The organism is Microbacterium sp. B24, from assembly GCF_000333415.1.
Taxonomy (GTDB): Bacteria; Actinomycetota; Actinomycetes; order Actinomycetales; family Microbacteriaceae; genus Microbacterium.
The window spans coordinates 22832-48138 of the sequence record NZ_BADB01000522.1 but is presented as its reverse complement, the minus strand read 5'-3'; the positions used below and the strand labels follow the sequence as shown (position 1 = coordinate 48138).

Annotated in this window: 32 protein-coding genes and 2 tRNA genes; all 34 read left to right on the top strand. The window is 69.0% G+C overall.

The window, feature by feature from the left end:
• Positions 1 to 48 precede the first annotated feature (48 nt).
• The 34 genes from I5I_RS15545 (at position 49) to I5I_RS15390 (ending at position 25206) form a co-directional block, all read left to right on the top strand.
• Positions 49 to 243 carry a hypothetical protein gene (locus I5I_RS15545; protein ID WP_036321869.1) on the top strand — a complete coding sequence of 65 codons (195 nt, stop codon included), beginning with the start codon at positions 49 to 51 and terminating at the stop codon, positions 241 to 243.
• Positions 240 to 458, top strand: a complete 219-nt coding sequence (locus tag I5I_RS15540; RefSeq protein ID WP_036321868.1) for a hypothetical protein — start codon at positions 240 to 242, stop codon at positions 456 to 458. The genes I5I_RS15545 and I5I_RS15540 overlap by 4 nt, the downstream gene beginning before the upstream one ends.
• Before the next feature lie 35 nt (positions 459 to 493).
• Positions 494 to 724, top strand: coding sequence for a hypothetical protein (locus I5I_RS15535; RefSeq protein ID WP_036321867.1), 231 nt, complete (start codon positions 494 to 496; stop codon positions 722 to 724).
• Between the two features lie 89 nt (positions 725 to 813).
• Positions 814 to 1170 carry a hypothetical protein gene (locus I5I_RS15530; RefSeq protein ID WP_036321866.1) on the top strand — a complete coding sequence of 119 codons (357 nt, stop codon included), beginning with the start codon at positions 814 to 816 and terminating at the stop codon, positions 1168 to 1170.
• Positions 1171 to 1176: 6 nt separating this feature from the next.
• Positions 1177 to 1929: a hypothetical protein gene (locus I5I_RS15525; protein WP_036321865.1), complete on the top strand. Its 753-nt coding sequence runs from the start codon at positions 1177 to 1179 to the stop codon at positions 1927 to 1929.
• A gap of 259 nt (positions 1930 to 2188) precedes the next feature.
• Positions 2189 to 2261: transfer RNA gene (locus tag I5I_RS15520), tRNA-Trp, on the top strand.
• Between the two features lie 68 nt (positions 2262 to 2329).
• Positions 2330 to 2408, top strand: a tRNA-OTHER gene (locus I5I_RS16990).
• 680 nt (positions 2409 to 3088) lie between these two features.
• Entirely contained in the window at positions 3089 to 3496 is a 408-nt protein-coding gene (locus I5I_RS15510; RefSeq protein WP_036321859.1) for a P27 family phage terminase small subunit, read from the top strand.
• Positions 3497 to 3514: 18 nt separating this feature from the next.
• Positions 3515 to 5311: a hypothetical protein gene (locus I5I_RS15505; RefSeq protein ID WP_051039681.1), complete on the top strand. Its 1797-nt coding sequence runs from the start codon at positions 3515 to 3517 to the stop codon at positions 5309 to 5311.
• A 92-nt stretch (positions 5312 to 5403) separates the two neighbouring features.
• On the top strand, positions 5404 to 6741 hold the full coding sequence (locus I5I_RS15500; protein ID WP_036321856.1) for a hypothetical protein: 1338 nt from the start codon (positions 5404 to 5406) through the stop codon (positions 6739 to 6741).
• 9 nt (positions 6742 to 6750) lie between these two features.
• Positions 6751 to 7041, top strand: coding sequence for a hypothetical protein (locus I5I_RS15495; RefSeq protein WP_036321855.1), 291 nt, complete (start codon positions 6751 to 6753; stop codon positions 7039 to 7041).
• Between the two features lie 657 nt (positions 7042 to 7698).
• Positions 7699 to 8832 (top strand): hypothetical protein, encoded by a 1134-nt coding sequence (locus I5I_RS16985; RefSeq protein WP_148285583.1) that lies wholly within the window; start codon positions 7699 to 7701, stop codon positions 8830 to 8832.
• Between the two features lie 76 nt (positions 8833 to 8908).
• Complete coding sequence (locus I5I_RS15485; RefSeq protein WP_051039678.1) at positions 8909 to 10282, top strand: phage portal protein; 1374 nt, start codon at positions 8909 to 8911, stop codon at positions 10280 to 10282.
• Positions 10279 to 11028, top strand: a complete 750-nt coding sequence (locus I5I_RS15480) for a VG15 protein (protein ID WP_036321851.1) — start codon at positions 10279 to 10281, stop codon at positions 11026 to 11028. The genes I5I_RS15485 and I5I_RS15480 overlap by 4 nt, the downstream gene beginning before the upstream one ends.
• 107 nt (positions 11029 to 11135) lie before the next feature.
• Positions 11136 to 11651, top strand: coding sequence for a hypothetical protein (locus I5I_RS15475; RefSeq protein ID WP_036321850.1), 516 nt, complete (start codon positions 11136 to 11138; stop codon positions 11649 to 11651).
• Positions 11652 to 11702: 51 nt separating this feature from the next.
• Positions 11703 to 12668: a P22 phage major capsid protein family protein gene (locus tag I5I_RS15470; protein WP_036321849.1), complete on the top strand. Its 966-nt coding sequence runs from the start codon at positions 11703 to 11705 to the stop codon at positions 12666 to 12668.
• 82 nt (positions 12669 to 12750) lie between these two features.
• Positions 12751 to 13233 carry a hypothetical protein gene (locus I5I_RS15465; RefSeq protein ID WP_036321848.1) on the top strand — a complete coding sequence of 161 codons (483 nt, stop codon included), beginning with the start codon at positions 12751 to 12753 and terminating at the stop codon, positions 13231 to 13233.
• Positions 13233 to 13568, top strand: a complete 336-nt coding sequence (locus I5I_RS15460; RefSeq protein ID WP_036321847.1) for a hypothetical protein — start codon at positions 13233 to 13235, stop codon at positions 13566 to 13568. The genes I5I_RS15465 and I5I_RS15460 overlap by 1 nt, the downstream gene beginning before the upstream one ends.
• Entirely contained in the window at positions 13565 to 13849 is a 285-nt protein-coding gene (locus I5I_RS15455; RefSeq protein ID WP_036321841.1) for a hypothetical protein, read from the top strand. The genes I5I_RS15460 and I5I_RS15455 overlap by 4 nt, the downstream gene beginning before the upstream one ends.
• Positions 13846 to 14277, top strand: coding sequence for a hypothetical protein (locus I5I_RS15450; RefSeq protein ID WP_036321834.1), 432 nt, complete (start codon positions 13846 to 13848; stop codon positions 14275 to 14277). Before I5I_RS15455 ends, I5I_RS15450 begins: the two co-directional genes overlap by 4 nt.
• 10 nt (positions 14278 to 14287) lie before the next feature.
• The gene (locus I5I_RS15445) at positions 14288 to 14833 is read left to right on the top strand and encodes a phage tail tube protein (protein WP_036321833.1); all 546 of its coding nucleotides are present in this window, start codon (positions 14288 to 14290) and stop codon (positions 14831 to 14833) included.
• A gap of 100 nt (positions 14834 to 14933) precedes the next feature.
• Positions 14934 to 15221, top strand: coding sequence for a hypothetical protein (locus tag I5I_RS16605; RefSeq protein ID WP_083868059.1), 288 nt, complete (start codon positions 14934 to 14936; stop codon positions 15219 to 15221).
• Positions 15222 to 15289: 68 nt separating this feature from the next.
• A complete protein-coding gene (locus I5I_RS15440) occupies positions 15290 to 15559 on the top strand; it encodes a hypothetical protein (RefSeq protein WP_083868058.1) in 270 nt (89 codons plus the stop codon).
• Positions 15560 to 15566: 7 nt separating this feature from the next.
• Positions 15567 to 17921, top strand: a complete 2355-nt coding sequence (locus I5I_RS15435; protein ID WP_036321832.1) for a phage tail protein — start codon at positions 15567 to 15569, stop codon at positions 17919 to 17921.
• 4 nt (positions 17922 to 17925) lie between these two features.
• On the top strand, positions 17926 to 18804 hold the full coding sequence (locus I5I_RS15430; protein WP_036321831.1) for a phage tail domain-containing protein: 879 nt from the start codon (positions 17926 to 17928) through the stop codon (positions 18802 to 18804).
• 3 nt (positions 18805 to 18807) lie between these two features.
• A complete protein-coding gene (locus tag I5I_RS16155) occupies positions 18808 to 20535 on the top strand; it encodes a Gp37-like protein (RefSeq protein WP_051039677.1) in 1728 nt (575 codons plus the stop codon).
• A 61-nt stretch (positions 20536 to 20596) separates the two neighbouring features.
• Complete coding sequence (locus I5I_RS15420; protein WP_036321830.1) at positions 20597 to 21325, top strand: hypothetical protein; 729 nt, start codon at positions 20597 to 20599, stop codon at positions 21323 to 21325.
• 3 nt (positions 21326 to 21328) lie between these two features.
• Positions 21329 to 22114, top strand: coding sequence for a hypothetical protein (locus tag I5I_RS15415; protein WP_148285582.1), 786 nt, complete (start codon positions 21329 to 21331; stop codon positions 22112 to 22114).
• 8 nt (positions 22115 to 22122) lie between these two features.
• Complete coding sequence (locus I5I_RS15410; protein ID WP_036321828.1) at positions 22123 to 22392, top strand: hypothetical protein; 270 nt, start codon at positions 22123 to 22125, stop codon at positions 22390 to 22392.
• Positions 22393 to 22399: 7 nt separating this feature from the next.
• On the top strand, positions 22400 to 23362 hold the full coding sequence (locus tag I5I_RS15405) for a M23 family metallopeptidase (RefSeq protein WP_036321827.1): 963 nt from the start codon (positions 22400 to 22402) through the stop codon (positions 23360 to 23362).
• Positions 23363 to 23375: 13 nt separating this feature from the next.
• On the top strand, positions 23376 to 23663 hold the full coding sequence (locus I5I_RS16980; protein ID WP_036321826.1) for a holin: 288 nt from the start codon (positions 23376 to 23378) through the stop codon (positions 23661 to 23663).
• An 84-nt stretch (positions 23664 to 23747) separates the two neighbouring features.
• Positions 23748 to 23873, top strand: a complete 126-nt coding sequence (locus tag I5I_RS17830; protein WP_275574475.1) for a hypothetical protein — start codon at positions 23748 to 23750, stop codon at positions 23871 to 23873.
• Positions 23870 to 24520, top strand: a complete 651-nt coding sequence (locus I5I_RS15395; protein ID WP_051039676.1) for a hypothetical protein — start codon at positions 23870 to 23872, stop codon at positions 24518 to 24520. The genes I5I_RS17830 and I5I_RS15395 overlap by 4 nt, the downstream gene beginning before the upstream one ends.
• A 101-nt stretch (positions 24521 to 24621) precedes the next feature.
• Positions 24622 to 25206 (top strand): hypothetical protein, encoded by a 585-nt coding sequence (locus tag I5I_RS15390; RefSeq protein ID WP_036321824.1) that lies wholly within the window; start codon positions 24622 to 24624, stop codon positions 25204 to 25206.
• Positions 25207 to 25307: the final 101 nt, after the last annotated feature.

The window sequence follows — 25307 nt, the reverse complement described above, 5'->3', positions numbered from 1 at the left end:
AGCTCGGTCCCGGGGATCCTCTAGAGTCCACGCGTGTACAATGTAACCATGACGAACACCACCGCCACAGCCACCCACTCCTCCACCGTCGGCTCCGTCGAGGTCGCCGCAGACGTCTTCGAGGAGGCTGGACGCTTCATCATTCACGTCCGCGAGAACGGCCGCCACACCGGCAGCGTGTACGTCGCCGACTCCGCTGCCGCGCGTGACGAGCTCATCGACATCATCCTGGGCCGCGCATGAGCGCCGCTCACGGCGTGCTCCTCTCCCACGCGTCGCGCGACTCGTGTGGTGACGACCTCGTGCTACCGGCGCCCTCGTTGGCCGCTGCCGAAGCGCAGCTCGCCGCGATCCGACGCGTGCAGCCTGGCGCCACGGGGGTCGTCATGCACCGCGGCCCGGACGGCTGGCGCACGGCCGAGGGGCTCACTGTTGCGGGCTACCTCACGCGATTCTAGTTGCGTGTGCGTTTACACGCGTGTACACTGGGACCATGACGAACACCACCGCTACCGCCACCTACCGCATCGGCGAGGCCGTCGAGGTCCGCACCATCGACTTCAAGGCAGCGGGGCAGCCGGTCCTCTGGGTCGAGGGCACGGTCTACGACGTGGCCGTCGTTGACGGGAAGCTCCTCGACGTCACCGTCGCGACCGACGAAGGCGTCAAGGCCGTTCGCACGACCTATCGCTCGCGCGCGGCGCTCCGCCCGGCCGGCGCCTAATAGCCCGAGAACATCAGCCCCCGGCTCATCCCCGGGGGCTTTCTCTTTTCCTCTGGGCAGCTTCCCGCCCGCTGGCGGCCTCCTCTGGCATGACCAACACCGAAGCACCCGAGGCCCCCGAGCCCGGCGCCTACGCATCCGAGGCGCTCGACCGAAAGCTGATCGAGTGGCGCAACGCGCCCAACGCCGGCCCGGTCGACCTGCGCCTCCACCTCCTCCGCACCGGCATCGCCGACTACATCGACGACTTCCGCCACCTCGGCAAGGGCTACGCCGCCGCACACGCCTCCGTCGTCGCCATCATCGCCGAGCTGCCCACGCCGGTCGACGAGGAGGCCCAGGAGGCCGCAGCCGCCGAGCTGACCGCCACCCTCGCCGCCGTACCGACCACCGCGGAGCCCACCCGCCGCACCTCCCGCAAGACCGACCCCAAGACCGAGGACTGACCCGCCATGCCCATGCTGACCTGCCCTTCGACCTGCCGACTCTGCTACCCGCCGCGCCCCGGCTCCGTCGGCGACCTCCTCGATGGCTCCACGCGTCCGCGTCCGGTCATCTACTTCCCCGCCTCCGCTCAGCCGGGCGCCCGCGTGAAGCTGACCTCGCGCGGCTCACTCGCGGGCCCGAAGACAACCGTCGAGTTCACCGTCGAGGCCGCGACCGAGCAGCGCGGGCGGATCGTCACCCTGCGCGCCTTCGGGCGGGACTACCGCGCCGTCGACTACACCTTCGAGCTGGTCAAGGCGGCACCGCCGAAGCCGGAGCCGCTGCCGACTGTGAGCGGCCTCTACGCCCGGAAGGCCGACCTCGACAAGAACCCGGCCAACCTCAAGGACGTTCGCCTGTTCGCCCTCTACGGGGGCAAGTGGTCGAGCTGGCTGCCCGGCAGCCCCTCCGTCATGAAGCACTACGACCTCGACAGCTTCAAGGCGCGCAGCGTCGGCGATCAGGTGCTCGTCCCCGTGACCGCTCCCGCCCCCGAGCCGCCGAAGGTCGCGCCGCGCTTCGAGCGGCGACAGGCGCGCTTCGGTACCAGCACGGTCTACGGCATTCACGACTCGGCGCTCGGTAAGTTCGCGCCCTTCGGCTACGCCGCCGAGGCGTCCGGCGACCTGTCCCGCATCGCCGACGAGTTCAACATGGACCCCTCGCGAGCGACGCGGTACATCTGGGATACCCTCCGCACCGGCTACTCGCTCATCTGACCCTTCCCGCTGGGCAGCCTGGCGGCCTTCCCTATTAGGAAGACCTCCACCCCCTAACACCCGCCGACCGGGCGCGCATCTACAGAATCGCGGCCCGGCGCGGGTGCCCTGACCACGAGTCTCGTGGGCCCACAGGCCTCCACTCGTGGCTATCGAATGACCGGTACAGGTCACGCGGACCCGTCGCTGGGTCTAGCTTCTACAGTCCCGCCTCGTTGCGGGTTTGGTCGCACGCTCTCACGAGGCGCGTGCGGTCCCCGGGGACATAGCTCAATTGGCAGAGCATCGGCTTCCAAACCCGAGTGTCTAGGTTCGATTCCTAGTGTCCGCCGCAACGGCGCCCATCTTCATGTCGCAGCTCAGCTCAACCGCGCGACTACCGGATGCGATGGGCGCCCTCGGAAGTGTGCGAATGGCTCGCACGCGGGCTGTAAACCCGCCGTCTTCGGACACCGCAGGTTCGATCCCTGCCGCTTCCACGAGGCCCGCACCGGGGCCGCCCTGAGCCCCCGGTCAGCGGGCCTACCAACGCCCCGACAGCGCGCATGTCGGGAGCTGTCCTGCCCGCCTATAGACGCCCTCATCGCTGAGGGCTGCGAGGTGAGCGTCTCCCCGACGCCCTCGCACCCCGCCCACGCGATACCCCCTACGCGTGAGGCCCGCCCCCTCCCCGAGCGTCCTCCTCTCCGCTCGGGTCGAGGGGGCTTTGTCGTGCGCCCAGGAGGTCACATGCCATGGGATACGAGCGATCGCAAGAGTCGCCTTCCTGACGATTGGAACACCCGCCGCATGCGCGTCCTGCGCCGGGACGGCTACCGCTGCCAGGCCCGAGATTCGCTCGGCTACCTGTGCGGGCAGCCTGCCAATCAGTGCGACCACATCGTTGCCGGCGACAACCACGAGCTCGACAACCTCCAGGCCCTATGCCGCTGGCACCACGCTCGCAAGAGTTCGCAAGAGGGCAACGCCGCCCACCCGCGTCGCCCATCCCAGCGGCGCCCACCCGAGAAGCATCCCGCGCTTCGCTAGCCCCCACCCCAGGGGAGGGTCTCCCCCTCCCCCGGGTCAACGCCTCCCGGGGCGGCATAGCGTCTGCCAGTGGATGCGCATGGGTCTCCGTTTTTCCGCCGCCCGTTTACAAGCCCCGAGGAGGTGCTCCGTGGCAGATTCCGCGACTTTCCGCGCCCGCTCGACCTGGAGCGCCCCCGCGAAGCGCACGTTTCGGGACATCGCCGAGGCGCATCCCGCCATGGATAAGGCGAAGCTAAGCGGCCTCTACGCCGCATGCGACCTCTTCTCGGCGGCCGACAAGCTCCAGCTCCAGATCGACGAGGACGGCCTCATGGTCGCCGGCTCGATGGGCCAGAAGGTCGCCCACCCCCTCATCTCCGAGGTGCGCCAATACCGCAAGGCCGCCACGGACGCCCTCCGCGCGCTCGGCCTCGACGGCCGCTCGGCGTCTTCCGCCGCAGGCTCCGCCCTGGCGACGAAGCGCTGGAGTTCCGCGCCGGCTGCCGGCGCCACCGTGACGCCCATCGGCGCCGCTCGCTCCGCTGCCCCGTTCTAAGCCACCTCTGGAGGCGTCATGGACGCCTTCGGCCTCCTCCCCCCTTTCCCCTCCGACCGCCCCACCGTCGGGCACGCCGTATGCGCGTGGATCGAGTCGACGCTCTACCGCCCCGACGGCGTCCCTGAGCTCCTCATCCTGACCGCTGAGCAGCGCAACTTCATCCTTTGGTTCTACGAGGTGGAGCGCGTGGGATCAGACGCGTTCGGTCGCCCCATCTGGCGCTTCGTCTGCCGTCGTGGCGTCCTCCGCCGCGCTAAGGGCTGGGGCAAGTCGCCCTTCCTCGGCGCCATCGCGCTCGCTGAGCTGTGCGGTCCCGTGGTGCCCGTCGACATCGACGAGCACGGCCATCCCTTCGCCGAGGGGCAGCCGCTCCCGTGGGTGGTCGTGGCGGGAGTCTCCGAGGCGCAGACCAAGAACACGACCGACGCTATCCGCGCGATGGCCGGTAACCCCGACTTCGTCGCCGCCTACGGCGTGGACTTCGGCATGACTCGCATCCTCACGCCTGGCGGCGGCAAGCTCGTGTCTGTCACCGCCTCGGCGTCAACTGCCGAGGGTGGCCGCTACACGTTCGCCATTCTCGACGAGACTCATCACTGGACTGCCTCCAACCGCGGCCATGACCTCGCCGACGTCATCCGCCGAAACCTCGGCAAGATGGACGGGCGGTCCATCGAGACGACCAACGCGCACGAGCCCGGTCACGACAGCACGGCTGAGAAGTCCTACCTCGCCTACCTCGCGATCCGCGAGGGCCGCGCGGACGCTGACGGCATCCTCTACGACAGCCGACAGGCTCCCGACGACATCGACATCACCGACCGCGAGGCGGTCAAGCGCGGCCTCGCTATCGCCTACGGCGATTCGCACTGGGTCAACCTCGACCGTATCCTCCGCGAGTTCTACGACCCGGACCTCCCACCCGAGCAGGCGCGCCGCTTCTACCTCAATCAGATCGTCGCGGCAGCCGACTCCTGGGTCTCCCCCGCGGAGTGGGAAGCGAACCGTAAGACCATTGCGCCGCTCGCGGTGCGCCAGGTCGCAAGGAGCGTAGAGGTGCCTTTCGACCAGGCAACGGAGCGCGAGCAGAAAGGCGCACGGCGCGACTGGGCCGACTGGGGCTTCACTGGTACGCCGAAGACCGCAATCCGGGACATCCCGGCCATGGAGGGTGACGAGGTCACCCTCGGCTTCGACGGCTCGCTGACGGACGACTCCACGGCGCTCGTCGCGGTGCGAGTCTCCGACGGTGCTGCCTTCCTCCTCGCCATCTGGGAGAAGCCCGAAGGCCCCGCAGGGGCCGGCTGGGCCGTCCCCAAGGACGATGTCCGCGCCGCCGTCGACTGGGCCTTCGCCCACCTCAAGGTGCTCGCGTTCTTCTCTGACGTCGCCTACTGGGAGACGGATATCGACGCATGGCGCGACGCCTACGGTGAGCAGCTCCTCGTGAAGGCAACGACCCGCCACGCAATCGGATGGGACATGCGCGGTCACCAGATGGACACGACGCGCGCCGCCGAGGCGCTGCACCGAGCCATCTTCGACCGTGACCTCCCGTGGTGCGCTCACGACCTCATGGCCGGCGCTTCGGCCGGCCTGAGCGGATCAGAGATCCTCCGGCGCCACGTACTTAACGGACGCCGTCGCATCAACCGATGGGGCGTCAGCTTCGGCAAAGAGAGTCGCGAGTCCCCCAAGAAGGTCGACGCCCTCGCCGCGCTCATGCTCGCCCGAATGGCGCGCACTCGCCTCCTCGCCGACGGCGCCTACACGAAGCGCCGCAAGCGCACCGGACGCGTCGCCGGCTTCTAGTTCGACCCGCGCCGCTGGCGCCGTACCCGGCTTTCGAGCCACCGCGGCGCCATGCGCGGGCCTTCATCTTCCCCTACCGCCTGGAGACCTCCATGACCGTTCCCACGGGCTTCGTCCATTGGCCGCTCGTCGGCGGTCCCGGCGTCGTGATCGAGGGCGAGGCGCGCCTGACGCTCGCCGTCGCGCGCGCCGAGGAGTTCACGCCGCCCGCGTCCGCCATCTCGCGGCAGATCGTCGTGCGCCTCGCTGACGGCTCGATGCCGGCGACCGAGCTCATGGTTGGCCGCTGGGAGATTGCGCTCTCGCTGGTCGGCGCCTCCCGGCCGCGCTTCTACTTTGACGTGACCCCGCAGCACACCGCGGCGGAGCCTCTCAGTCTCGCGCTCGTCGCGCCGATCACCCCCAGCGCAACCGAGCGACTCGTCGTCAATGAGCAGCTCCGCCGAGACGCTCTGGAGGCCGCGCAGGCAGCGGGGCTCTCCGCGGAGCAGGCGCGAGCCTCGGTCGACAACGCCGGCACGCAGGCAGCACGCGCGGAAGCCGCCGCCTCCCTCGCTGTAGACGCGAGCGACATAGCCGCCTCGAAGGCCGGCATTGCCGAGTCCGCACGCCTGGGCGCCGTGAACGCCCGCAGCGGCGCCGAGGCCGCGCAGACCGCCGCCATCGGGGCGAGGGACACCGCGGCCCAGAGCGCCATCGACGCCGAAGCGCAGCATGCCGCCGTCTCGGCGATTCGAGGCGAGGTTGACGCCGCCAAGGGCGCCGCCCTGGATGCCCGCGATGCCGCCGCTGCCTCGGCCTCCGACGCTCTCACGGCACGGTCACAAGCGCAGGCCGCAAAGGCCGAGGCCGAGACGGCAGCATCCGGCGCTGAGCTAGCGAAGGCCGTAGCGGTGACCATGAAGGCTGGCGCCGAGGCCGCTCTGAGCGCTGCCATCGGCGCCCGCGCCGACGCAGAGACCGCCCGCGACGTCTCACAGACGGCACGCGCGGCAGCCGAGACCGCACGCAGCGGAGCGGAGACCGCTCAGGATGCCGCACAGACGGCACGCACCGGAGCTGAGTCGGCCCGTAATGAAACCATCGTCGCCGTCAACAACAGTCCCGCGGAATGGACGGGAGCCGTAACGCTCACTGCCAACTTCACGCGGTCGGCCTACGTGCGTCGGCGGCTGACGGGCAACGTCACCTTGACGGTATCGCCCGGCGACACCGGCCGCGCCTACTCCTGCACCCTGGAGCTCACTCAGGACGGCACGGGCGGGCGCTCGATTCTCTTCGCGAACGTCGCGACGCCCTACGGCATCGCGATCCCGCTCTCATCCGCGGCCAACGCCGTCGACATCGTGCGCCTTGAGTGGAACGGCTCCCGCTGGGCAGCTTTCCTCGGCGGCGCGCAGCTCGTCATCCCTACCTCGTGGATCGTCTAGGAGACCCGCATGACTGACTCCCCCGAGGACCGCCGCAACGCGGTCATCGCCGAGGTCGTCGCCGCTGGCGGCGTAGTCCTCGCGACCGCACCGCTGGCGACTGCAGAAGACCCGCACACCGTGGCGGCATACCGGCTCTCGCTCGGCTCGCCCGACCTGACGACTCGCGCCGCGCTCGCGGCCATCCGCACGCGTACTAGTTCCGACCTCGCCGACCTCGTCGACTGGACGCCGGCCCCTGAACCCGAAGTGCTCCCCGAGCCTGAGCCGGAAGCGGAGCCCGTCCCCCTGGAGGACTAGATGCGCTCCGACATCGCTGACGCTCGCCTCGCCCCAGTCGTGAACTTCGTGACGAACCCAAACTTCGAGCGTGCGGCGCCGGGCACCGCCGTGGCGCGCCGCAACCTCGCGACTCGCCCTGACGCATCGGCCTTCAAGCCTGGTGCGGAGAACGGCGCAGGTTTCCAAAACAGTAGGTGGGGCGCGAACGGGACATATTCGCTAGTGGTGGGCGCAGATGGGCCGACGGTGTCGGCCGTGCGCCGCCTGACGACCTATGCCCGCTTCACGCTGACGACATCCGTGGCGGGGGGCCGAGGCTTCGAGCACACGCCCAACATCGAAGGCGGGAGCACCCCCGGGGGCGTTCTAGTGACCCCTGGGCGGACCATCACTGTCTCGTCATACTGGCGCTACCGCGCGACCGGGGGCGGAGTCTCAAGTCACGCCGTGATGCGCGTTCGGTTTGCCGACGCGGCCGGCGCATGGCTGGGGCCCGTAGTGTCCGCGCAGACAGTTGTCGCCCCCAGCGGACAGTGGGCTCGTCCATCGTGGACGGGGCCGGTCCCGGCCGGAGCCACATACCTGTGCGCTCAGACGACCGCGACGGGCACTGTCTCCGCCAGCCCTGGCGACACATACGACGGTACTGGCCTCCTCATCGAGTACGTGCCCGGTGTGCTCCCCTACTTCGACGGTGCGACGGTAGATTCCACAGGCATCGCGTATAGCTATGACGGTACGCCGGGCGCCTCGACGTCGACCGCGCGCGCCGAAATCGGCGAGGTCCGTAAGAACTTCTGCGCCCGCCCGCTCGGCCCTGCGTCACCTGTCAACACCGTCAGCGGCTACGGAGCCGTCAACGGCGCCACAATCAGCGGCGACGCTTCCGCGGCCGGCGTTGTCGTCGATTGCTCGGGCGGTACCGTCACGGACGCTGGGGTGGCCATAGGCGGAGTCGTCGCTGATCCTGGAGTCGCTACCGTCACTGCCAGCGTGGATATCACCGGCATTACTGCCGGGCAATGGCGGCTGAGTGCACAGGGTCCGTGGGTGGCCTCGTCTGTGAATGGCAGCTATGTGAGCATCGCCGCGGGAGAGACCAAGCGCATGTCGCTCACCTTCAACGTCACAGCCTCGGGCGTCGCTCGGGCGCTCTATGTTCTTCGCGGTCCAACCGCAGGCGGGAGCGAGAAGGCGCGCATATCGAGTGTGTTGGTCGAGGTTGCCGGCGCCGCGCTCCCGTTCTTCGACGGCTCGACAACACCGGACGTCGACCTCGTTCCCGCGTGGCAGAACACCGAGCACACCACCACGAGCACGCTATCGGGCGTGAAGGTCAACCGCGCGGGCTCGGTCCTGTATCACTCAATCGTGCGCTCTTGGACCGGAGACGCGCGCATCGACCGCAGAGACGGCGGAGGTGGATGGGCAGTCGCCGCTCAAGACCTTCCGAACGCGGCCGGGCGCACATACACCGTGCTCTGTGAGATTGAGGCACGCTCCGCGGTCTCTAGTGTCTCTGTCGGCATCGACCGATCCGGCCTCCCATCTGTGCCCATTGCGACGGAGTCGAGCCTCACTCCAGGGGCGGTGCGGGTGTTCCGCGCTACTTACGTGGGCAACGACGCTGGCAGCAACGCGCGCATCAACATCCCCATTGCACCTGTCGGGGCCTCCCTCGCGCTGAGGCGCATGGCCGTCATCGACGGCATTTACAGCGGCCCCTACCTCGACGGCGACATGCCCGGATGCATCTGGCGCGGCACCCCTCACGCCTCGCAGTCCGTCGGCTATCCCGCCACCGTCTGACACTGAACCCACCACGGCCCCGGCCCTCCACACGGAGGTGTCCGGGGCCGCCCCATTTCTACGCCCTGGAGGCCCTGTGCTGATCACGCCGAAGCTGGCCGCCGAGCTCGACGACAAGCTCCGCCGAGACCTCGGCTCGGATGCGCGCCTCGGGCTCCCCAAGCGCTACCTCGCGGGCGAGCATGACCTCCCCTACATGCCCCGCAAGGTCCGCGCCGAGTACCGCGACCTGGCGCAGAAGAGTCGCGAGAATTGGCTCCCTCTCGTGGTCGACGAGTTCGTCAAGGGCCTCGCTGTCGACGGCTTCCGCCTCCAGCGCGAGCAGGAGAACGTCCCCGCCTGGAGTTACTGGCAGGACAACGGACTCGACGCCCGCCAGACGATCACGCACCGCGGGGCGCTGGAGTACGGCACGAGCTACGTTCTCGTGCTACCCGGCGAGGACCGCTCGCGCCCCGTGATCAAGCCGCTGTCGCCCCTGCGCTCCGCAGCTTGGTACGCCGACGACGATGACGACTACCCCGTCGTCGCGGTCGTCCGCCTCGACGTCTTCACCGAGGGCGACGAGCGCCGGCAGCGAGTCGCGGTCATCGACGACACCAAGATCATCTACTACACGCGGCCGGCACACGGCGGCGACATGCGCTTCGAGCGCACCGATATCCACGGCCTCGGCGTCTGCCCGCTCGTGCGATTCCGGGACCGCCTCGACGGCGAGGCCCTAGGTCTCGTCCGGCCGTTCAAGCGGCATCAGGACCGGATCAACGACATCAAGTTTTCCATCGCGGTCGCGATGCAGTTCGCGATGTTCCGGCAGCGCTGGGCGACCGGCCTCGCGATCCCCGAGGACGAAGACGGCAACCCCGTCGAGCCCTTCCAGTCGGCCGTAGATCGTCTCTGGGTCTCCGACGAACCGACCGCCAAGTTCGGCGACTTCGCCCAGACCGACATCCGCGGTCACCAAGACGAGTACAAGGCAGCCGTCGCGGCTCTCGCAGCCGCCGCCCAGATCAGCCCCGCCATCCTGACCGGCGACCTCGTGAACGTCTCCGCGGACGCGCTCCTGTCGATCCGCACCGGGACCAACCGCAAGCTCGACGAGTACAAGCTCCTCTTCGGTGAGTCGTGGGAGCTCGTGCTCCGACTCGCCGCGCGAGCTGCCGGTGCCCCCGAGCCCGACGCCTCCGCTGAGGTCCGCTGGCGCGACACGTCCGGTGAGCAGATGGCCGCGAAGGTCGACGCTCTCGGCAAGCTCGCGACGATGCTCGGCGTCCCCGAAGAGGCACTCTGGGAGGACGTCCCCGGCATGACCGACGCGAAGCTCCAGCGCTGGCGTCAGCTCGCGAAGCCCGACGCCCTCGACTCTCTCACCGCGGAGATTCAGCGCCAGGCGGCAGCGGCAGAGGCAACCCTCGCCGCAGCGTCCAAGCCTCCAGAGGCTAGCGCGTGACGACGCCGCAAGAGTGGGACCGTCTCGCGCGCGCCCACATGGCGAAGCAAGTGACGGACGCCGGCAACGTACAGGCCGCGCTCTCCCGCCTATGGGACGAGACGGTCGACCCGGCAGACCTGACCCGATCCTTCCTCCGCTTTCGGGAGGCATCGGTCGACCTGATCATGGCCGGCCGCTCCATCTCGAAGGCGGAGGCGCAGCGCTACTTCGAGGCCGTGCACAACATCGCCGGCCTCGACAGCGACCTCGCCGACGTCTACTCGCCGGAGTACGGAGCGCGGCAGATCAAGAGTTCGCTCACCGCAGCTAGCTCCAAGTCCCTCGCCCGCGCCGAAGCGCTCGCGGCGAAGGGCCTGCCGGCTGCCGCCGCGCTGGAGATTGCGAAGCGCACGATGCTCGCCTCAGCGAAGCGTCAGATGCTCAACGCCGGCCGTGACCGAGTGATCGGTCTGACGCGCACGAGCGGATACGGCCGATGGGCTCGCGTCAGTGACGGGAGCCCCTGCGCCTTCTGCATGATGCTCGTCTCCCGCGGAGCCGTTTACACGGCGGACACCGCGCGCTTCCGAGCGCACGACGGGTGCGGATGCTCCGCACGCCCCGTGCAAGCCGGCGAACCGAAGTACAGCAGTCAGGCCCGCGACTTCCTCGACCTGTGGAAGACCAACGGCGGCACCGTCCAGGAGCTCCGCCTAGCACTCGACCGCCGCGCACGCGCTGGCGGGCTCGACCTCGCAGCCTGACCCCAAGCCCCTGAGCAAGCGCTCGGGGGCTTTCTCATGCGCCCGATGGCGCACCCGCACACCTCGGGAGGTCCGAGGGTGCAACCCGTCCCAGGAGGACGTTACGCATGGCCGAAACCGACAAGACCGCTACGCCGCCGTGGGGCGATGACTTCGACGCTGAGAAGGCGTGGGAGCTGATCACCACTCTCCGCGCAGCCGAGAAGACCCTCAAGACCGAGCGCAACGCGTTCAAGGCCGAGCGCGACGAGCTCGCGGTCAAGGTCCAGGGCTTCGAGGACGCAGGGAAGACGGAGGCCGAGAAGGCCGACGCCAAGGCGCAGGCGGATGCCGCAGAGCTCGCCAAGGCGCGCCGTGACCTCTTCGTCGAGCGCGCGCTCCGCAAGCACGCGATCCCCGAGGAGCTCGTCGAGTTCCTGACTGGCGATGACGAGGAGTCGATCCTCGCGAAGGCCGAGAAGCTCGCGGGTCTCAAGTCGGCCAAGCCCGACGCCGACGCGACCGACACGGACGCCGCGGACGCCGCAGCCTCCGGCCGTCCCAAGCCCGGCCTCAAGCCCGGCGAGGGCGGAGACGCCCCCGAGGAAGTCGACCTCGACGCTCTCGTCGCCTCGATCCGGTAAGCACCCCCACCCTCCAAACCTCCCGCGCCTCTGGCGCAGAAAGGGGCACTCATGCCTCACGTCTACGACTACGACGCCGCACAGGCCGCCGTCGTCTCCGCCAAGTTCGTCGAGCAGGACGGCTTCCTGTCCGCGCTCGTCGGCCACGACTACCAGGACGAGTTCCTTGCCCCTGGCACGGCGAACCGACCGATCAAGGTCAAGTTCCCGACCACGCTCTTCGCGCGTGAGCGGGACATCGACGACGTCACGAGCAACATCGAGCTCGACTACATCGCCGAGTCGGGCACCACGATCAACCTCGACAAGAAGATGGTCTATTCGGCCGTCCCGCTGTCGGAGGGCGACCTCAACCTCAAGCTGACCGACTTCTCGCGTCAGGTGCTCCGCCCCCAGGCGGCGGCCATCGCCGACGACATCGAGAACCGCGTCGCGACCAAGCTCCTCGCGGTGCCGCGCCCGTCGGCCGCGCAGTTCTCTGCGACCTACGACCCGACGAACCCCGTGAAGTACTTCACGGCCCTCCGCGCCTTCCTGCGCAAGCAGGGCGTCCCGCAGGCCGGCATCCAGGTCGCGGTCGGTGTCGGCATCTACTCCGACCTGATCAACGCCAAGGCGATCCAGGATGCCTCGCAGTCCGGCTCCACCGCCGCGCTCCGTGAGGGCCAGGTCGGCAAGGTTCTCGGCTTCACGCTGATCGAGTCGACGCGCCTCGCGGACAACGAGGTGCTCATGTTCCACAAGGACGCGGTCACGCTCGTCACGCGTGCGCCGGCCGTGCCCGCGGGTGCGTCCTTCGGCGCCTCGGTCGCCGAGGGCGGGTACAACCTGCGCTACCTCCGCGACTACGACGCGATGAAGACCGTCGACCGCTCGATCCTCGCGACCTTCGTGGGCGTGGGCATCCTGCCGACGTTCAAGATCGTCCGCAACCGCACCACGCGCGTCGCGACCTACGAGCCGATCCCGAACGGCGGCATCGCGCACATCCCGGATGTGACGGTCGCTGCCTCCTAAGCGAGGCCGATAGCTGACTCCATGGGCGGGCCGTTTACACGCGCTCGCCCATGGGGCTCCCCTTCGTCTCGATAGGAGCGCCATGCCCCGCACGATCCCACCGCCCCTGTCTGAGCTGGAGGTCCGCCTCGGCCTGGAGGAGGGCACCCTCGAAGGGACCGACAAGTCCCGCGCCGAGCGCGCGCTCGACGACGCAACATCCCTCGTCCTTGCGGAGGTCGCTACCTCCGTGGGCGAGAAGTGGGGCTCCGACGCTCCCGCCGTCGTCGAGCTCGTCGTGCTCACCGCCGCGCGCCGCGGATACGAGAACCCCCGAGGTATCCAGCAGGAGACCTTCGGCGCTCACACGGTCGGCCTCTCCGAGTCGACCGGCGTCTACCTCACGGCCCGCGAGCTGGCGCAGGTCCGCCGCGCGGCGACCGGCCGCCGCATGGTCGGCTACACCGGCTCGGTGCGCACGCCTTCCGCTTACGAGGGCGGCGACCTCCCGGCAACAACGTACATCCCTGTGGATGGCTCGCGCCCCGTCCCCTTCCTCAGCGCCGCTGACATCGGGAGTTTCTAGTGCTCACCTCGATCACATCTCCCTATCCCGTCTACCGCCTGCGCCCAGGCCGCCGCACCGACAGCGTCGGCGACGAAGTGACGTCATGGGACACGCCCACTAGCAAGCGCATCCCGCGTGCCGTGGTCGACGACGCCCAGGGCGGCACGACGCAGGGGCGCATCGACGGCACAGCCGACCTCCTCATCATCGGCGCCTTCGACATCGTGAGCGGCGACCGCGTCGAGTACCGCGGCGAAGTGTGGCGCATCGACGGCAAGCCGATCACGCGCCGCTCGCTCGCGACTGGCGACGTCGTCGAGGTCCGACTCAAGCGACTGGAGGTGACGCGATGAAGGCCACCCTCGACCGCGCCGCGATGGTCGCCCTCCTCAAGGGTCCATTCGGACAGAAGGTCGTGACGTCCGGCGCACAGAAGATCGCGCGCAGCACCTCGGCATCCGCGCACGACGGCCCCGTCGAGGCGGTCGTCGAAGACCCCCACGAGGGCAAGTTCTCGGCCATCGGCGCCGTGACGCTCGACCACCCGGGCGGCTACGCCATGGAGGCCAAGCACGGCTACCTGGCGAAAGCCGCGACGGCGCAGGGCTACCGCGTCTCTGGAGGTGCCGAGTGAGCTCCACTCCGATCCTCTACGCCTATACGCCGGTCCTCCTCCGCGATCACCTCCGGCAGCACCTCCCTCTCGTCCCAATCGGCGAGGGCGTGACGGTCTCGACGAAGCCACTCCCTGGCGCCGACGAGTCGCGCCCGCTCCCCTACGTGCGGATCTCCTCGGATGGCGGCGTCCGCACTCCCGGACTCCTCGCCACCGACGAGCTCCGCGTGAACGTCTGGCACCCCGACGAGGGCCGCTGTGCGCAGCTCGCCGCGCTCGTCGAGGCCATCGCCGTCGCCGGCCCCTGGCCCGACGGCATCCGCAGCGTCACCCCTCGCTCGCGCCCCACCTCGCCCGTCCCCGACCCGGACACGGACGACCCCATGGTCGCGCTCGGCGTCACCGCCTACCCGACCCCGCGCAACCTCTCCACCCTCAACTCTTAAGGACTGACCAATGGCAGGTAACGCCGCAAACACTTCCCAGTGGGCCGGGGCCGACGTCTTCATCGCGCCGACCGGCACCGCTGGCCCCTCCGACCTCACGACGCAGTGGGCCGCCGCCTGGCTCCCTGTCGGTCTCCTCGACGGCGAAGAGGGCATCACTGAGGCCCGCGAGCAGGAGTCGACCGAGAACTACGCGTGGGGCGGCATCCTCTACAAGCGCACGACCTCGAAGCACAAGCGGACCTTCCGCTTCGTGGCGCTGGAGACCAACGACACGACCTTCACGCTCGTCAACCCCGGCTCGACCCGTGCGACCGCGACCGGCGTGACCACGTCCGTCGTCAAGGTGCCGTCCGTCGGTGCGCAGTTCGCCGTCGGCTTCGAGCTCCGCGAGGGCACGAAGAAGAAGCGCCGCTTTGCGAAGACGGCGGAGGTCACCGAGGTCGCCGAAATCAAGGAGTCGGAGACCGAGCCGACCGTCTACGACATCACCGTCGTGGTCTTCCCCGAGTCGGACGGGACGCTCTACCGCACCCTCGAAACCGCCTCGGCGTAACCCTCTCTCTCACACCCCACCCGGGGCCGCTCGCGCGGGGCGGCTCCGGGTGCCTTTCCCATGCCCGCGCACCCTCACCTAACCCGCGCTAGGAGACCACATGACCGCTCGCAAGACTTCCACCGCTGCCGCAGACGCCATCGCCGCCGAGGCCGTCGCGGAGCCGATCACCTTCCCTTTCCAGGGCGAGACCTACTCCATCCTGCCGACGAGTGAGTGGACCTACTCCACCATCGTCGCATTCGAGCAGGGTCGCCTCTCGACCTTCCTCTCGGCCGTCCTCGACAAGGACAGCCTCGCCCGCTTCGCCGGCCACGACTTCAAGATCGCCCTCGTCGGCGAGTTCGTGGACGCCGCTTCGACCGCCGCAGGCATCCAGGGAAACTGACGGCGCTCGCCCGGCTGATCCGCGAGGCTCCCGACGCGGTAGAAGCTGACCTCCTCCGCTTCTACCGCGTGGACCTCGCGGACTACTTCCGCGGCGAGCTCTCACTACGGCGGCTGTCCGTGCTGATCAAGCACCTGCCCGCCGATGCCGCTGTCCAGCGCATCGCCCACAAGGGCGAGACGGCTTGGACGCGCGAGGAGCTTCTCCTCACTCACCTCATCCAGGTCTGGACCGGCAAGCCCCACCCGTGGCTTCCGAAGGCCGACCGCCGCTCGCGCTATGCGGACCTTCGCGCGCGCCTGGAGGCGCAGCAGCGTCGCCTAGCCAACCCCGAATAGGAGCCGCATGGCAGGGAACGTCATTGGTCACGCGACACTCAACGTGGTCCCGTCGACCAAGGGCTTCGGCTCCAGCCTCAACGGCGACCTTGCCGGCATCGGCGCCTCGGGTGGTCGCGCAGTCGGCAGCGCGATCACCTCAGCGATGGGCGCCGTGTTCAACACGGGCATGGTCGCTGTCGGCGGCGCGGCTGCCGTGGCCCTCACCAAGGGCTTCGGCCGCCTCGAAGCTATCGACACGGCGCAGGCGAAGCTCACCGGCCTCGGTCACAGTGCCGAGAGCATCACGAGCATCATGCAGTCGGCCACCGCGGCCGTCAAGGGTACGGCGTTCGGCCTCGGCGACGCCGCCAGCGCGGCGGCGCAGTTCTCCGCCGCAGGCATCCCGCTTGAAGGCATGGAGCGCTCGCTCCGCGTCCTCGCCAGCACCACCGCAGTCGCGGGCGGCGAGATGAGCGAGATGACCACCATCTTCGGCAAGGTCGCCGCGACCGGCAAGCTCAACGGCGAGGTCGTACAGCAGCTCGCCGAGCGAGGCGTGCCGATCCTCTCGCTCCTCTCGAAGCAGCTCGGCGTCACCGCAGCCGACGTCTCGAAGATGGTCTCCGACGGCAAGATCGACTTCGAGACCTTCCAGGCCACCCTTGAGGCGAACCTCGGCCCGGCCGCACAGGCCATGGGTGAGTCCTTCTCGGGCATGCTCTCCAACGTCGGCGCGGCCCTCGGTCGTCTCGGCGCGAATCTCGAAAAGCCCGCGTTCGAGGCGCTCAAGACTCTCTTCCCTGGGCTGATCAGTCTCCTCGATCAGTTCGGCAAGGCCGTTGCGCCGCTGTCCGCACTCATCGCTGAGGGCCTGAATCCTGCCGCTGAGCGGCTCGCCGGCTGGCTGTCGTCGATCAGCTTCGACGCCAGCACCGAGGGCGCCTTCGGCTTCCTTCTGGCCCTCGGGCCGCTCCTGCCCCTCCTCGGCGGCCTCCTCGGGCTCCTCGGCCCGATCATGTCCGCGCTGCCGATTGTCGGCGGTCTGTTCGCCGGGATCAGCGGCCCGGCTGGTATCGCCGCGGGCGCGCTCCTCATGCTCACCGCAATCCACCCGGCCGACCTCATGGCGGGCTTCGACGAGCTGGCACAGTCGTTCCCCGGCATCATCGAGAAGGTCGCATCGGGCGCCGCCTCGATGCTGCCCACGATTCTGTCCCGGGTCGTCGCCAACGCCGGCATCTTCGTCGAGGGCATCCTCAACGTCTTCACGGCGCTGATTCCCGCCATCGCGACAGCCATCCCGCAGCTTGTGACCGCCTTCGGCGCGATCATCCCGCAGCTAGTCGGAATCCTTCTGCACTCGGTGCCGCTCATCCTGACCGCGGCCCTGGGCCTCTTCCAGGGCATCATCCAGGCCATCGTGACGGTCCTCCCGCAGATCGTCTCGACTCTCGTCGCGCTCCTCCCTCAGCTCGCGACCGCGATTCTCGGGATGCTGCCGCAGATCATTTCGTCGGCTCTTGAGCTCTTCATGGGTGTCGTTCAAGGCATCGTCCAGGCAGTCCCGGTCATCATCACGGCGGTCCTCGACCTCCTGCCGGTCCTGATCAGCACGCTCCTCGGGATGCTGCCGAACATCATCGACTCGGCGCTGGAGCTGTTCCTCGGAATCGTGACGGGTCTGATCACGGCGCTGCCGCAGATCATCACGGCCGTCCTCGGGATGCTCCCTCAGATCGTCTCGACGCTCCTGGGCATGATCCCTCGCCTGATCGACGCCGCCGTGCGTCTCTTCACGGGGCTCGTCGATGCGCTGCCGATCATCCTGCCGCAGCTCGTCGAGGCGCTGATCGGGCTACTGCCCGTCATGATCAGCACGCTCATCGGCATGGTGCCGACCTTGCTCCAGGCCGGCGTCGACCTGATCGGCGGTCTCGTCTCGGGTCTGTGGAAGGCCGCGGGTTCTGTGGCCTCGGCGCTCCTCGACATCATCGGCGGCGCGGTCGACGGCTTCCTGAGCTTCCTCGGCATCCACTCGCCGTCCCGACTCTTCCGATCCTTCGGCGAGTTCACGGGCGAGGGCTTCGCAATCGGCATCCGCTCCATGGCCGGCGACGTGTCCAACGCCGCCGACTCGCTCGCGGATGCCGCCACCTCGTCGCTGTCCGGCTTCACGGTCTCGCCGTCTCTCGACGTGCCTGACGTGGCGCCGGCAAACGGACGCCCGGGCGACTTCCCGGGCGACGAGCCGGGGGCCCGAGGCGACTCCTACCCGATCCACTACTACGACTACTCGTCCTCCACGGAGGACAAGGCGGCCAAGCTCGCCCGCGCACGCGCTCAGCAGCAGGCGGCGATGGCAGCGGGCGCCTGGAGGTAACTGAATGGCTGACGTCGACCTGTCCCTCATCGCCCCATCTGGGAGCGAGCTCAGTCTCGCGTCGTCCATCTGGGATGCCGGGGCCTTTCGTGTCATGGACGGCACGTCGGGCCTCGGCCTCCCAGTCCAGCTCGCCGCGTTCACCGAGTCAGCCGGCGACGGTCGCCGCCTCGGCAACGTGCGGACCTCGGGCCGGCAGATCAACCTCGTCGTCGGCATTTTCGAGGAGACGCGGGCCGCCGTCCAAGCGCGCATCGACGAGCTCGCGGATCACCTTGCGCATGCTGACGGCCTGCCACTTCCGCGGCTCCGTGCGACCTACGCGGACGGCACAGCTCGAGAAATCGAGTTCGTCCACTCGGGCGGCGGTACGGCCGGCCTCACGGCCATGGGTGACACGGCGACCGTGCTCCCCCTGGTGCTCGATTGCGTCTCCGCGTACTTCACGGACGTCAACTTCCAGAGCTTCACTGTCGCCCAGGCGCAAAGCTCCCAGACGTTCCTTGAGTCGCTCCCCAACGTCTTTCTCCTGCCGTCCGGCGCCGTCGGCTCGATCCAGGTGACGAACCCGGGCAAGGCCCCTTCCTTCGTCGAGTGGGAGCTCAAGGGCCCGTTTACACGCCTGCGTGCGGAGTGCGCAGGGCAGGTATGGGAGTTCGCTGCCCCGCTGGCGGCCGGCGAGACCGTCTTCATCCGCAAGACGAGCGCCGGGATCACCGTGACCGACGCAACGGGTGCCAACCGCTACGCGAGCGTCGCCGACGCCCCGCGATTCTTCCAGCTCCCTCCGGGCACTTCGACACTCCTCGTCACCATCGAGGGCACGAGCACGGAGACGCGCGCCATCGCTCGCTACAAGCCCCGATACCGGCAGGTGTTCTGACCCATGACCAACCTTGTCGTTCAGGTGCGCGACCGCAGCCTCGCGCGTGTCGGCATTCTCTCCGATGAAGACCTCGTGTCCCTCACGCTCAACCCGGCGCGGAACGATGTCGGCACTTGGAGCATCCAACTCCCCCACATGGTGCGCGGCGAGTCCGGGGTCTGGGAGCGTCACCGCATGGCCGCGGCGCTCGCCCAGCCCGGCGCCGGCATCATCGTCGACCTTCCTGGAGGCCGCCGCTTCTCCGGCCCTGTCTTCGCAGCCAAGTTCGTCGAGTCCACCGAGGACGTGCGCGGCTCTTGGGAGTTCACAGGGGTCACGGACAACATCGTGCTCCGCGACCGTCTCGCCTTCCCAGACCCCGCGGTCACCGACGCTCAGGCGTCGAGCATCTCTTCCGCATACGACGTGCGCACGGGCAAGGCCGAGTCGATCCTCCATGGCTTCGTCAACGCCAACATCGGCCCTGGCGCGCAGCCGGCTCGACGAGACCCCCGGATCGTCATGGGTGTCAACGGCGCACGCGGGCAGACCCGGACCAAGTCGGCCCGCTTCTCGACTCTCTTGGAGGTTCTGCAGTCGGTCGCAGCTACCGACAACCTCCTCTTCGACGTGATCCAGGTTGACGGGCACCTGGAGTTCCGCACCTGGCAGCCGGCAGACCTGACCGACACCGTGCGTCTCGACGTTGCCACCGACGGGCTCGACAGCACGGGCTACAGCTACGGCGGCCCCGCGGCTTCGAGCGTCATCCTCATGGGGCAAGGCGAGGCGTCGGATCGCATGATCCGCACGCGCGTCGCCGACGATGCCGACGAGCTGGCCTCGCTCTACGCCCGCCGTATCGAGGTTGTCGTCGATGCGCGCGGGACTGAGGAGGTCGCCGAGCTCGACGCCCGGGGCGACGAGGTACTCGTCACGAACGGCTCACCGATCACTTCGCTTGAGGTCGTCCCGTCGTCGATCGACACCGACGGCGATGGTCACTGGGAGGGAGATGTCTGGGTCGTCGACCGCCCGCCGTGGTGGGTCGGCGACCGTGTGACGGTCACCGTCGCAGGCGAGCCGGTCAAGGTGAGCGTCACGGCCGTCAGCGTTTCGGTCTCCCCCGACGGCATCTTTGCGACGGCGACCGTGGGCGACGCGGCAGGCTTCGACCCCGAGAAGGCCAGCGGCGCCCGGCTGTCTAGCGTCGAGTCTCGCGTCTCCTCGCTGGAGCGCAACGCCGGATCGGGAGGGGGCTCGCCGACAGGATCGGTCATCAGCTTCGCAGGCGCGACCGCCCCTCGCGGGTGGCTCATCTGTGACGGCAGCGTCTTCGATCCGGCCCAGTACCCCGACCTCTACGACGTGATCGGCACGACCTACGGCGGCACGGCATCGGCGCCTCGACTGCCCAGCCTGGCGGGCCGGGTGCCCGTCGGCGTCGACAACGCGCAAACGGAGTTCGCCACCCGAGGCAAGACGGGCGGCGCCAAGACGCACACCCTGTCGGTCAACGAAATGCCGTCCCACGATCACGACTTCGAGGGGCAGACATTCTCGTGGGGCGGCTCGGGGTCGGTGTCTCTCGACTCGAATCCTCAAGCTGTTGCGCGCGCCTCTTGGGGAAATGGGCTCTACACCTGGCAAGACCGGGATGGCTGGGCAGACACCTACGCGCGGGGCGGAGGCCAGCCGCACAACAACCTCCAGCCATACATCGCGCTCCTCTACCTGATCAAGGCGTAACGCCTCCCGCCAAGGGCCATCTGGATTCTCTCCAGGTGGCCCTTTCGCATGAAAGGACACCATGGCCGACTACGCCTACCCGAAGGCCCTCACGGGCATGCAGGACACGCAGTGGTCCAACTTCATGGCGGCCATCCTCGCCGACGGGGCCTTCACCGCAACGGCGTTCGCGCCATCGGCCAACGGCTCCGGCATGACCGTCTCTCTCGCCCCGGGCGAGGGCATCATCCGCGGCATCCTGACCGGCGACGCCTCTGCCGCCTCGGTCACCATTCCCGCGGCGCCGGCAGCCGGCCAGACTCGCATCGACACTGTCGTGAAGCGGCTGGACCGCTCGGGCACTCCGGTGATCAAGACCGTCGTGCTCTCGGGAACCGCGTCGAGCACCACGCCGAGCGCACCGGCCCTGACGCAGAACCCCTCTGGCGTCTGGGAGTGGCCGGTCGCCGACGTCCTCGTCGAGGGTGGCGCCACGAGCATCGCCGCGGCGAAGGTCACCGACCGCCGTTCGCTCTCGTCCAAGCCCGTCACCTCCTACTTCACCCGGCCGTCCTCCCCGGTCCCGCTGGCGCTCGGCTTCAACCGCTCGACGGGCAAGTGGGAGTTCCACGACGGGAGCACCTGGCGCGAGCTCGTGCCGGCGATCACCGCCGCCGACCTTCCGACCGTGCCCATCGCGAAGGGCGGCACGGGCGCGACCACGTCCTCCGACGCTCTCAAGGCCCTCGGCATCTTCGTGCAGGCCACCGATCCGGGGCACGCCGACGGCCGCGTCTGGATCAAGGGATAGCCCGTGCCCGCAGCATCCGCGAACCTCTCTGGTCAGTATCGCCTCGACATTGGGTGTGACCTCGCTTGGCAGGACGCCGCAAGCAACACCTCCGGGGTCAATTGGTACCTGAACCTCGTGAAGCTCTCCGGCTCGGGTTACTGGAGCTACAACTCGAATCCGTGGTCGGTGACCGTGGCCGGGCAGAACTGGTCTGGCGGCTTCACCTACGACTTCCGCAGCTACTCCGTCCTCACGCTGGCCTCCGGCTCGAAGACGATTGCGCACGCAGCCGACGGGTCGGCATACGTCAGCTTCGCGGGATACGCCGCGATGGACAGCCCCAGCGGCTCCGCCAATCCCTCGGGCGGCATGTGGCTGCCGGCCCTCGCGTCGACACCGCCCACGCCGCGCCTCGCCTCGGCGAGCTCCACGCCGACGTCGCTGAGCGCCACCTTCTCTATCAGCGGCGACGGCCGCTCGGCGATTCAGGAGTGGCAGTTCGCCTACGCCCGCGATGGCGACTCCTACGCCTTCATGTCTGTCGGCTCGGGGAGCTGGAGCCTGCCCTTCAACTGGGGCGACCGCGACCCGTCGACTCTGCACCGCGTCGAGGCCCGCTGCCGTAACGGCGTCGGGTGGTCGCCGTGGACAGGGCCGAACCTCCTCGGCACGCAGAGCGGCATGCGTGTCTCCCGGGCCGACGCCTGGAGCGCTCCTGACGCCGCAATCCAAGTATCCCGCGGGGGCCAATGGGTGCCCGCTCCGACCCGTGTGTCGCGCTCCGGTGCGTGGCGCGCCGCTTCGTAAGGCAGCTCATGTCCGACTCCTCCCCGCCCACCGAGGGCACTGTCCTCGTCACGCTCGCACGGCTTGAGGGGAAGCTCGACGCCAACCTCGCCGCCCACGCCGCCGACCTCGGCGCGCTCAAGGACAGCCGCGTCGACCACGAAGGCCGGCTCCGCTCGCTGGAGTCCCGGCCGACCGTCTCCCCCGCCCAGCTCTGGGCCGGCCTCATCGGCACCGTCGGCGTCATCGGCGGCCTCATCGCCGCGACCAACGGCGTCGTCAACCTCATCACCCCATAGGAGGGCAATGTCCTACTGGACCGACTTCTGGGGCGCCTCGTGGCGCCGCACCAATCCCTACGGCACTCCCGGCTCCCGGGCCGTTTACACGAAGGGCTATCACCGCGGCGAGGACATCGCCAACAACGGCCAGGTCGCCGACATCCCTGCGCTTCGCTCGGGCGAGGTCATCGACTCCGGGCGCTCCTCGGTCATCGGCTTCTGGGTCTGCATCAAGCCCGACGCCGACCCGAGCCGGCGCGACATCTACTGCCACATGTTCGAGCCGAGTGCGAAGCGCTCCGGGCGTGTGAACGCGGGCGACATCATCGGCCGGATGGCGACCTGGGGCGAGTCTCCGGGCACCGGATGGACTGGACCGCATCTGCACTTCGTCGTGTCGGACCTCTCTGACGGCGGACACAACACGTCTCGCGCCGACTTCGACCCGCGGCCCATCATCACCGCGGCCCTCGCGAACGGCGGCAACGCACCGGCTCCGGCACCCGCGCCCGCAGCGAGCGGCGGCCAGGTGTTCGACGTTCCTGGCGAAGGTCAGTACTTTTACTGGCAGTACGACAACGCTCTCGCCGGCAACTACGACCCGTCTCAGCTTCTCCGCGGAGGTCAGACGCTCGCCGTCGTCGAGAACCCCGGCACGGGCCCTGTCAAAGTCCGATGTGCTGACGGTGACCTCGTGTGGGTCGGCACGCGACGAAGCCCCGCCGCCGTGCGCGGAGGGACTCCCGCGCCGGCACCCGCGGCTCCGGCCGTCGAGTGGTTCGACGTTCCTGGCGAAGGTCAGTACTTCTACTGGCAGTACGACAACGCCCTCGCCGGCAACTACGACCCGTCTCAGCTTCTCCGAGGTGGGCAGACCCTCCGCGTCGTCGAGAACCCCGGCACCGGCCCCGTCAAGGTGCTGTGCGCGGACGGCGATCAGGTCTGGGTCGGCACCCGCCGCAACCCTGCCGCGACCCGTCGCGGCTGATCGAAAGGCTCCCATGTCCCTGACTCGCGCAGACATCCGAGCGGCCGTCAAGGCCGCCAGCACGGCCAGCCCTACGGTGCTGACCGCCGCCTTCTGGGCGGACCTCGCGGAGCGCGTCCTGACCTCCGCGGCGGGCGGTGCCCTCGCCGTCGTCACCGCAGCTCCGTTCGCCCTGGGTGAGGCCGCCTCCTGGGAGGCGGTCGCCGTCGGCGCCGGCACCGCGGCCCTCGTGTCCTTCCTCAAGGGCATCGCGGCCTCGGCGTCCGGCACCGGCTCCGCCAGCCTCGCCCCCAGCGTGTAAACGCACCGGCCCCCGTCTCACTTCGAGGCGGGGGCCTTTCGGCGTTCCCGGGCAGGTTCGCCCCGGCTGGCGGCCTATCTCTGCATGACCACCACCACACCCCGCCCCATCGCCTTCGCCGACATCCGCGAGGGCGACACCATCCGCGCCACGAAGACCGGGTCCGAGCACGTTGTCGCCTACGTCCTCGTCCAGGCGGTCAACCCGTGACGCTGCCGCTGATCGGCTTCGTTGGCCGCAAGCGTTCCGGCAAGGACACGGCCGCCAAGACTCTCGTCGCGGAGTTCGGGTACTCGGCCGCCGCCTTCGCTGACCCGCTCCGTGACCACCTCGCCGCTGTCGACCCCATCGTCGGCATCGACGATGGCCGGCGCGGCGTGCCGTGGGTCCGCTACTCCGACGCGGTCGCGGAGCTGGGCTACGACGGAGCCAAGGACCGCTACCCCGAGCTTCGCCGCCTCCTCCAGACGGAGGGCACCGACGGCGTCCGCGACACCCTCGGCACCAAGTACGGCCTGCGCGAGCTCCTCGACGGGCACGACGTCTGGACCGCCATCGCGCAGCTCCGCATCGATCGTGCGCTCCAGTACGAGGACATCGCGACCTACGGCGGCAGCCCCCTACGGCGGGTCTGGCGGGAGCTCCTCGCATTCACCGACGTCCGCTTCCTCGACGAGGCCGCCATCGTCCGCGACAACGGGGGCGTCCTCGTGCGCATCATCCGCCCGTCGACTGACTCCGTCGCCGACGCGCACCGCTCCGAGACGGAGCTCGACCTCATCGAGGTCGACCACGAGGTCGTCAACGACGGCACGCTCGAAGACCTCGCCGCCAAGGTGCGAGCGATCGTCACCTGAGTCCAAGGCCCCGCTTCCCGAACCCATCGGGCGGCGGGGCCTTTCTGCGTGTCATGCGTGCGAATACACACGCGCGTCGTCCCCCGTGGTACGTTCGTGCCATGCCCACCGACACGGCGATTGACGAACTGCGCAAGCGCGCCGCGAAGCACATGCGCGCATGGCGTAACGCTGACTCTCCGCAGGAGCGCGCGACCGCCACGAAGGGCGCCGCGGAGACTCTCGCTGACGCCCGGACGCACTTCTACGACCGCGACGGGAAGGCTGACCTCCTCGGCCGGTCATATGACTACCGCCTCTTTGTGAAGGGTGCGCTCGACGACGCCGGCATCCCTCAGGTTGCGCGCTCGTCGCTCCAGGCGGCCATCCGCTACCACATCTCGCCGATCCTCCATGAGCGCCACGGTGAGGAGCTCGTCGAGCGTGGCCTCACCTCCGGTTCGACCCGAGACCGCGGACGCCAGCGGCGTGAGCGCGAGTCAGAGGTGCTCCACGCCTTCAACGGCGGCGCCCCCATCACCGACTACGCCGAGGTCGTCCAGGTCGCACACCTCGCGCGCGCAGCCTTCAACCGCGTTCGACATGTCGATGTGCCCTCTGACGGCAGCGCCGAGCTGATCACGGAAGCGTTTACACGCGCCGCGAAGGCCGCTCGCGACGCCGCAGCGCGGGCGACCGGCGACTGACGGGGACGAAAGGGACGGTTCTAGCGTCCCTTCACTATTCCTCTCTCTAGTCTTCTCTCTCTAACAGGAGGAACAGGGAAGGGACGCTCTATTCGTCCCTT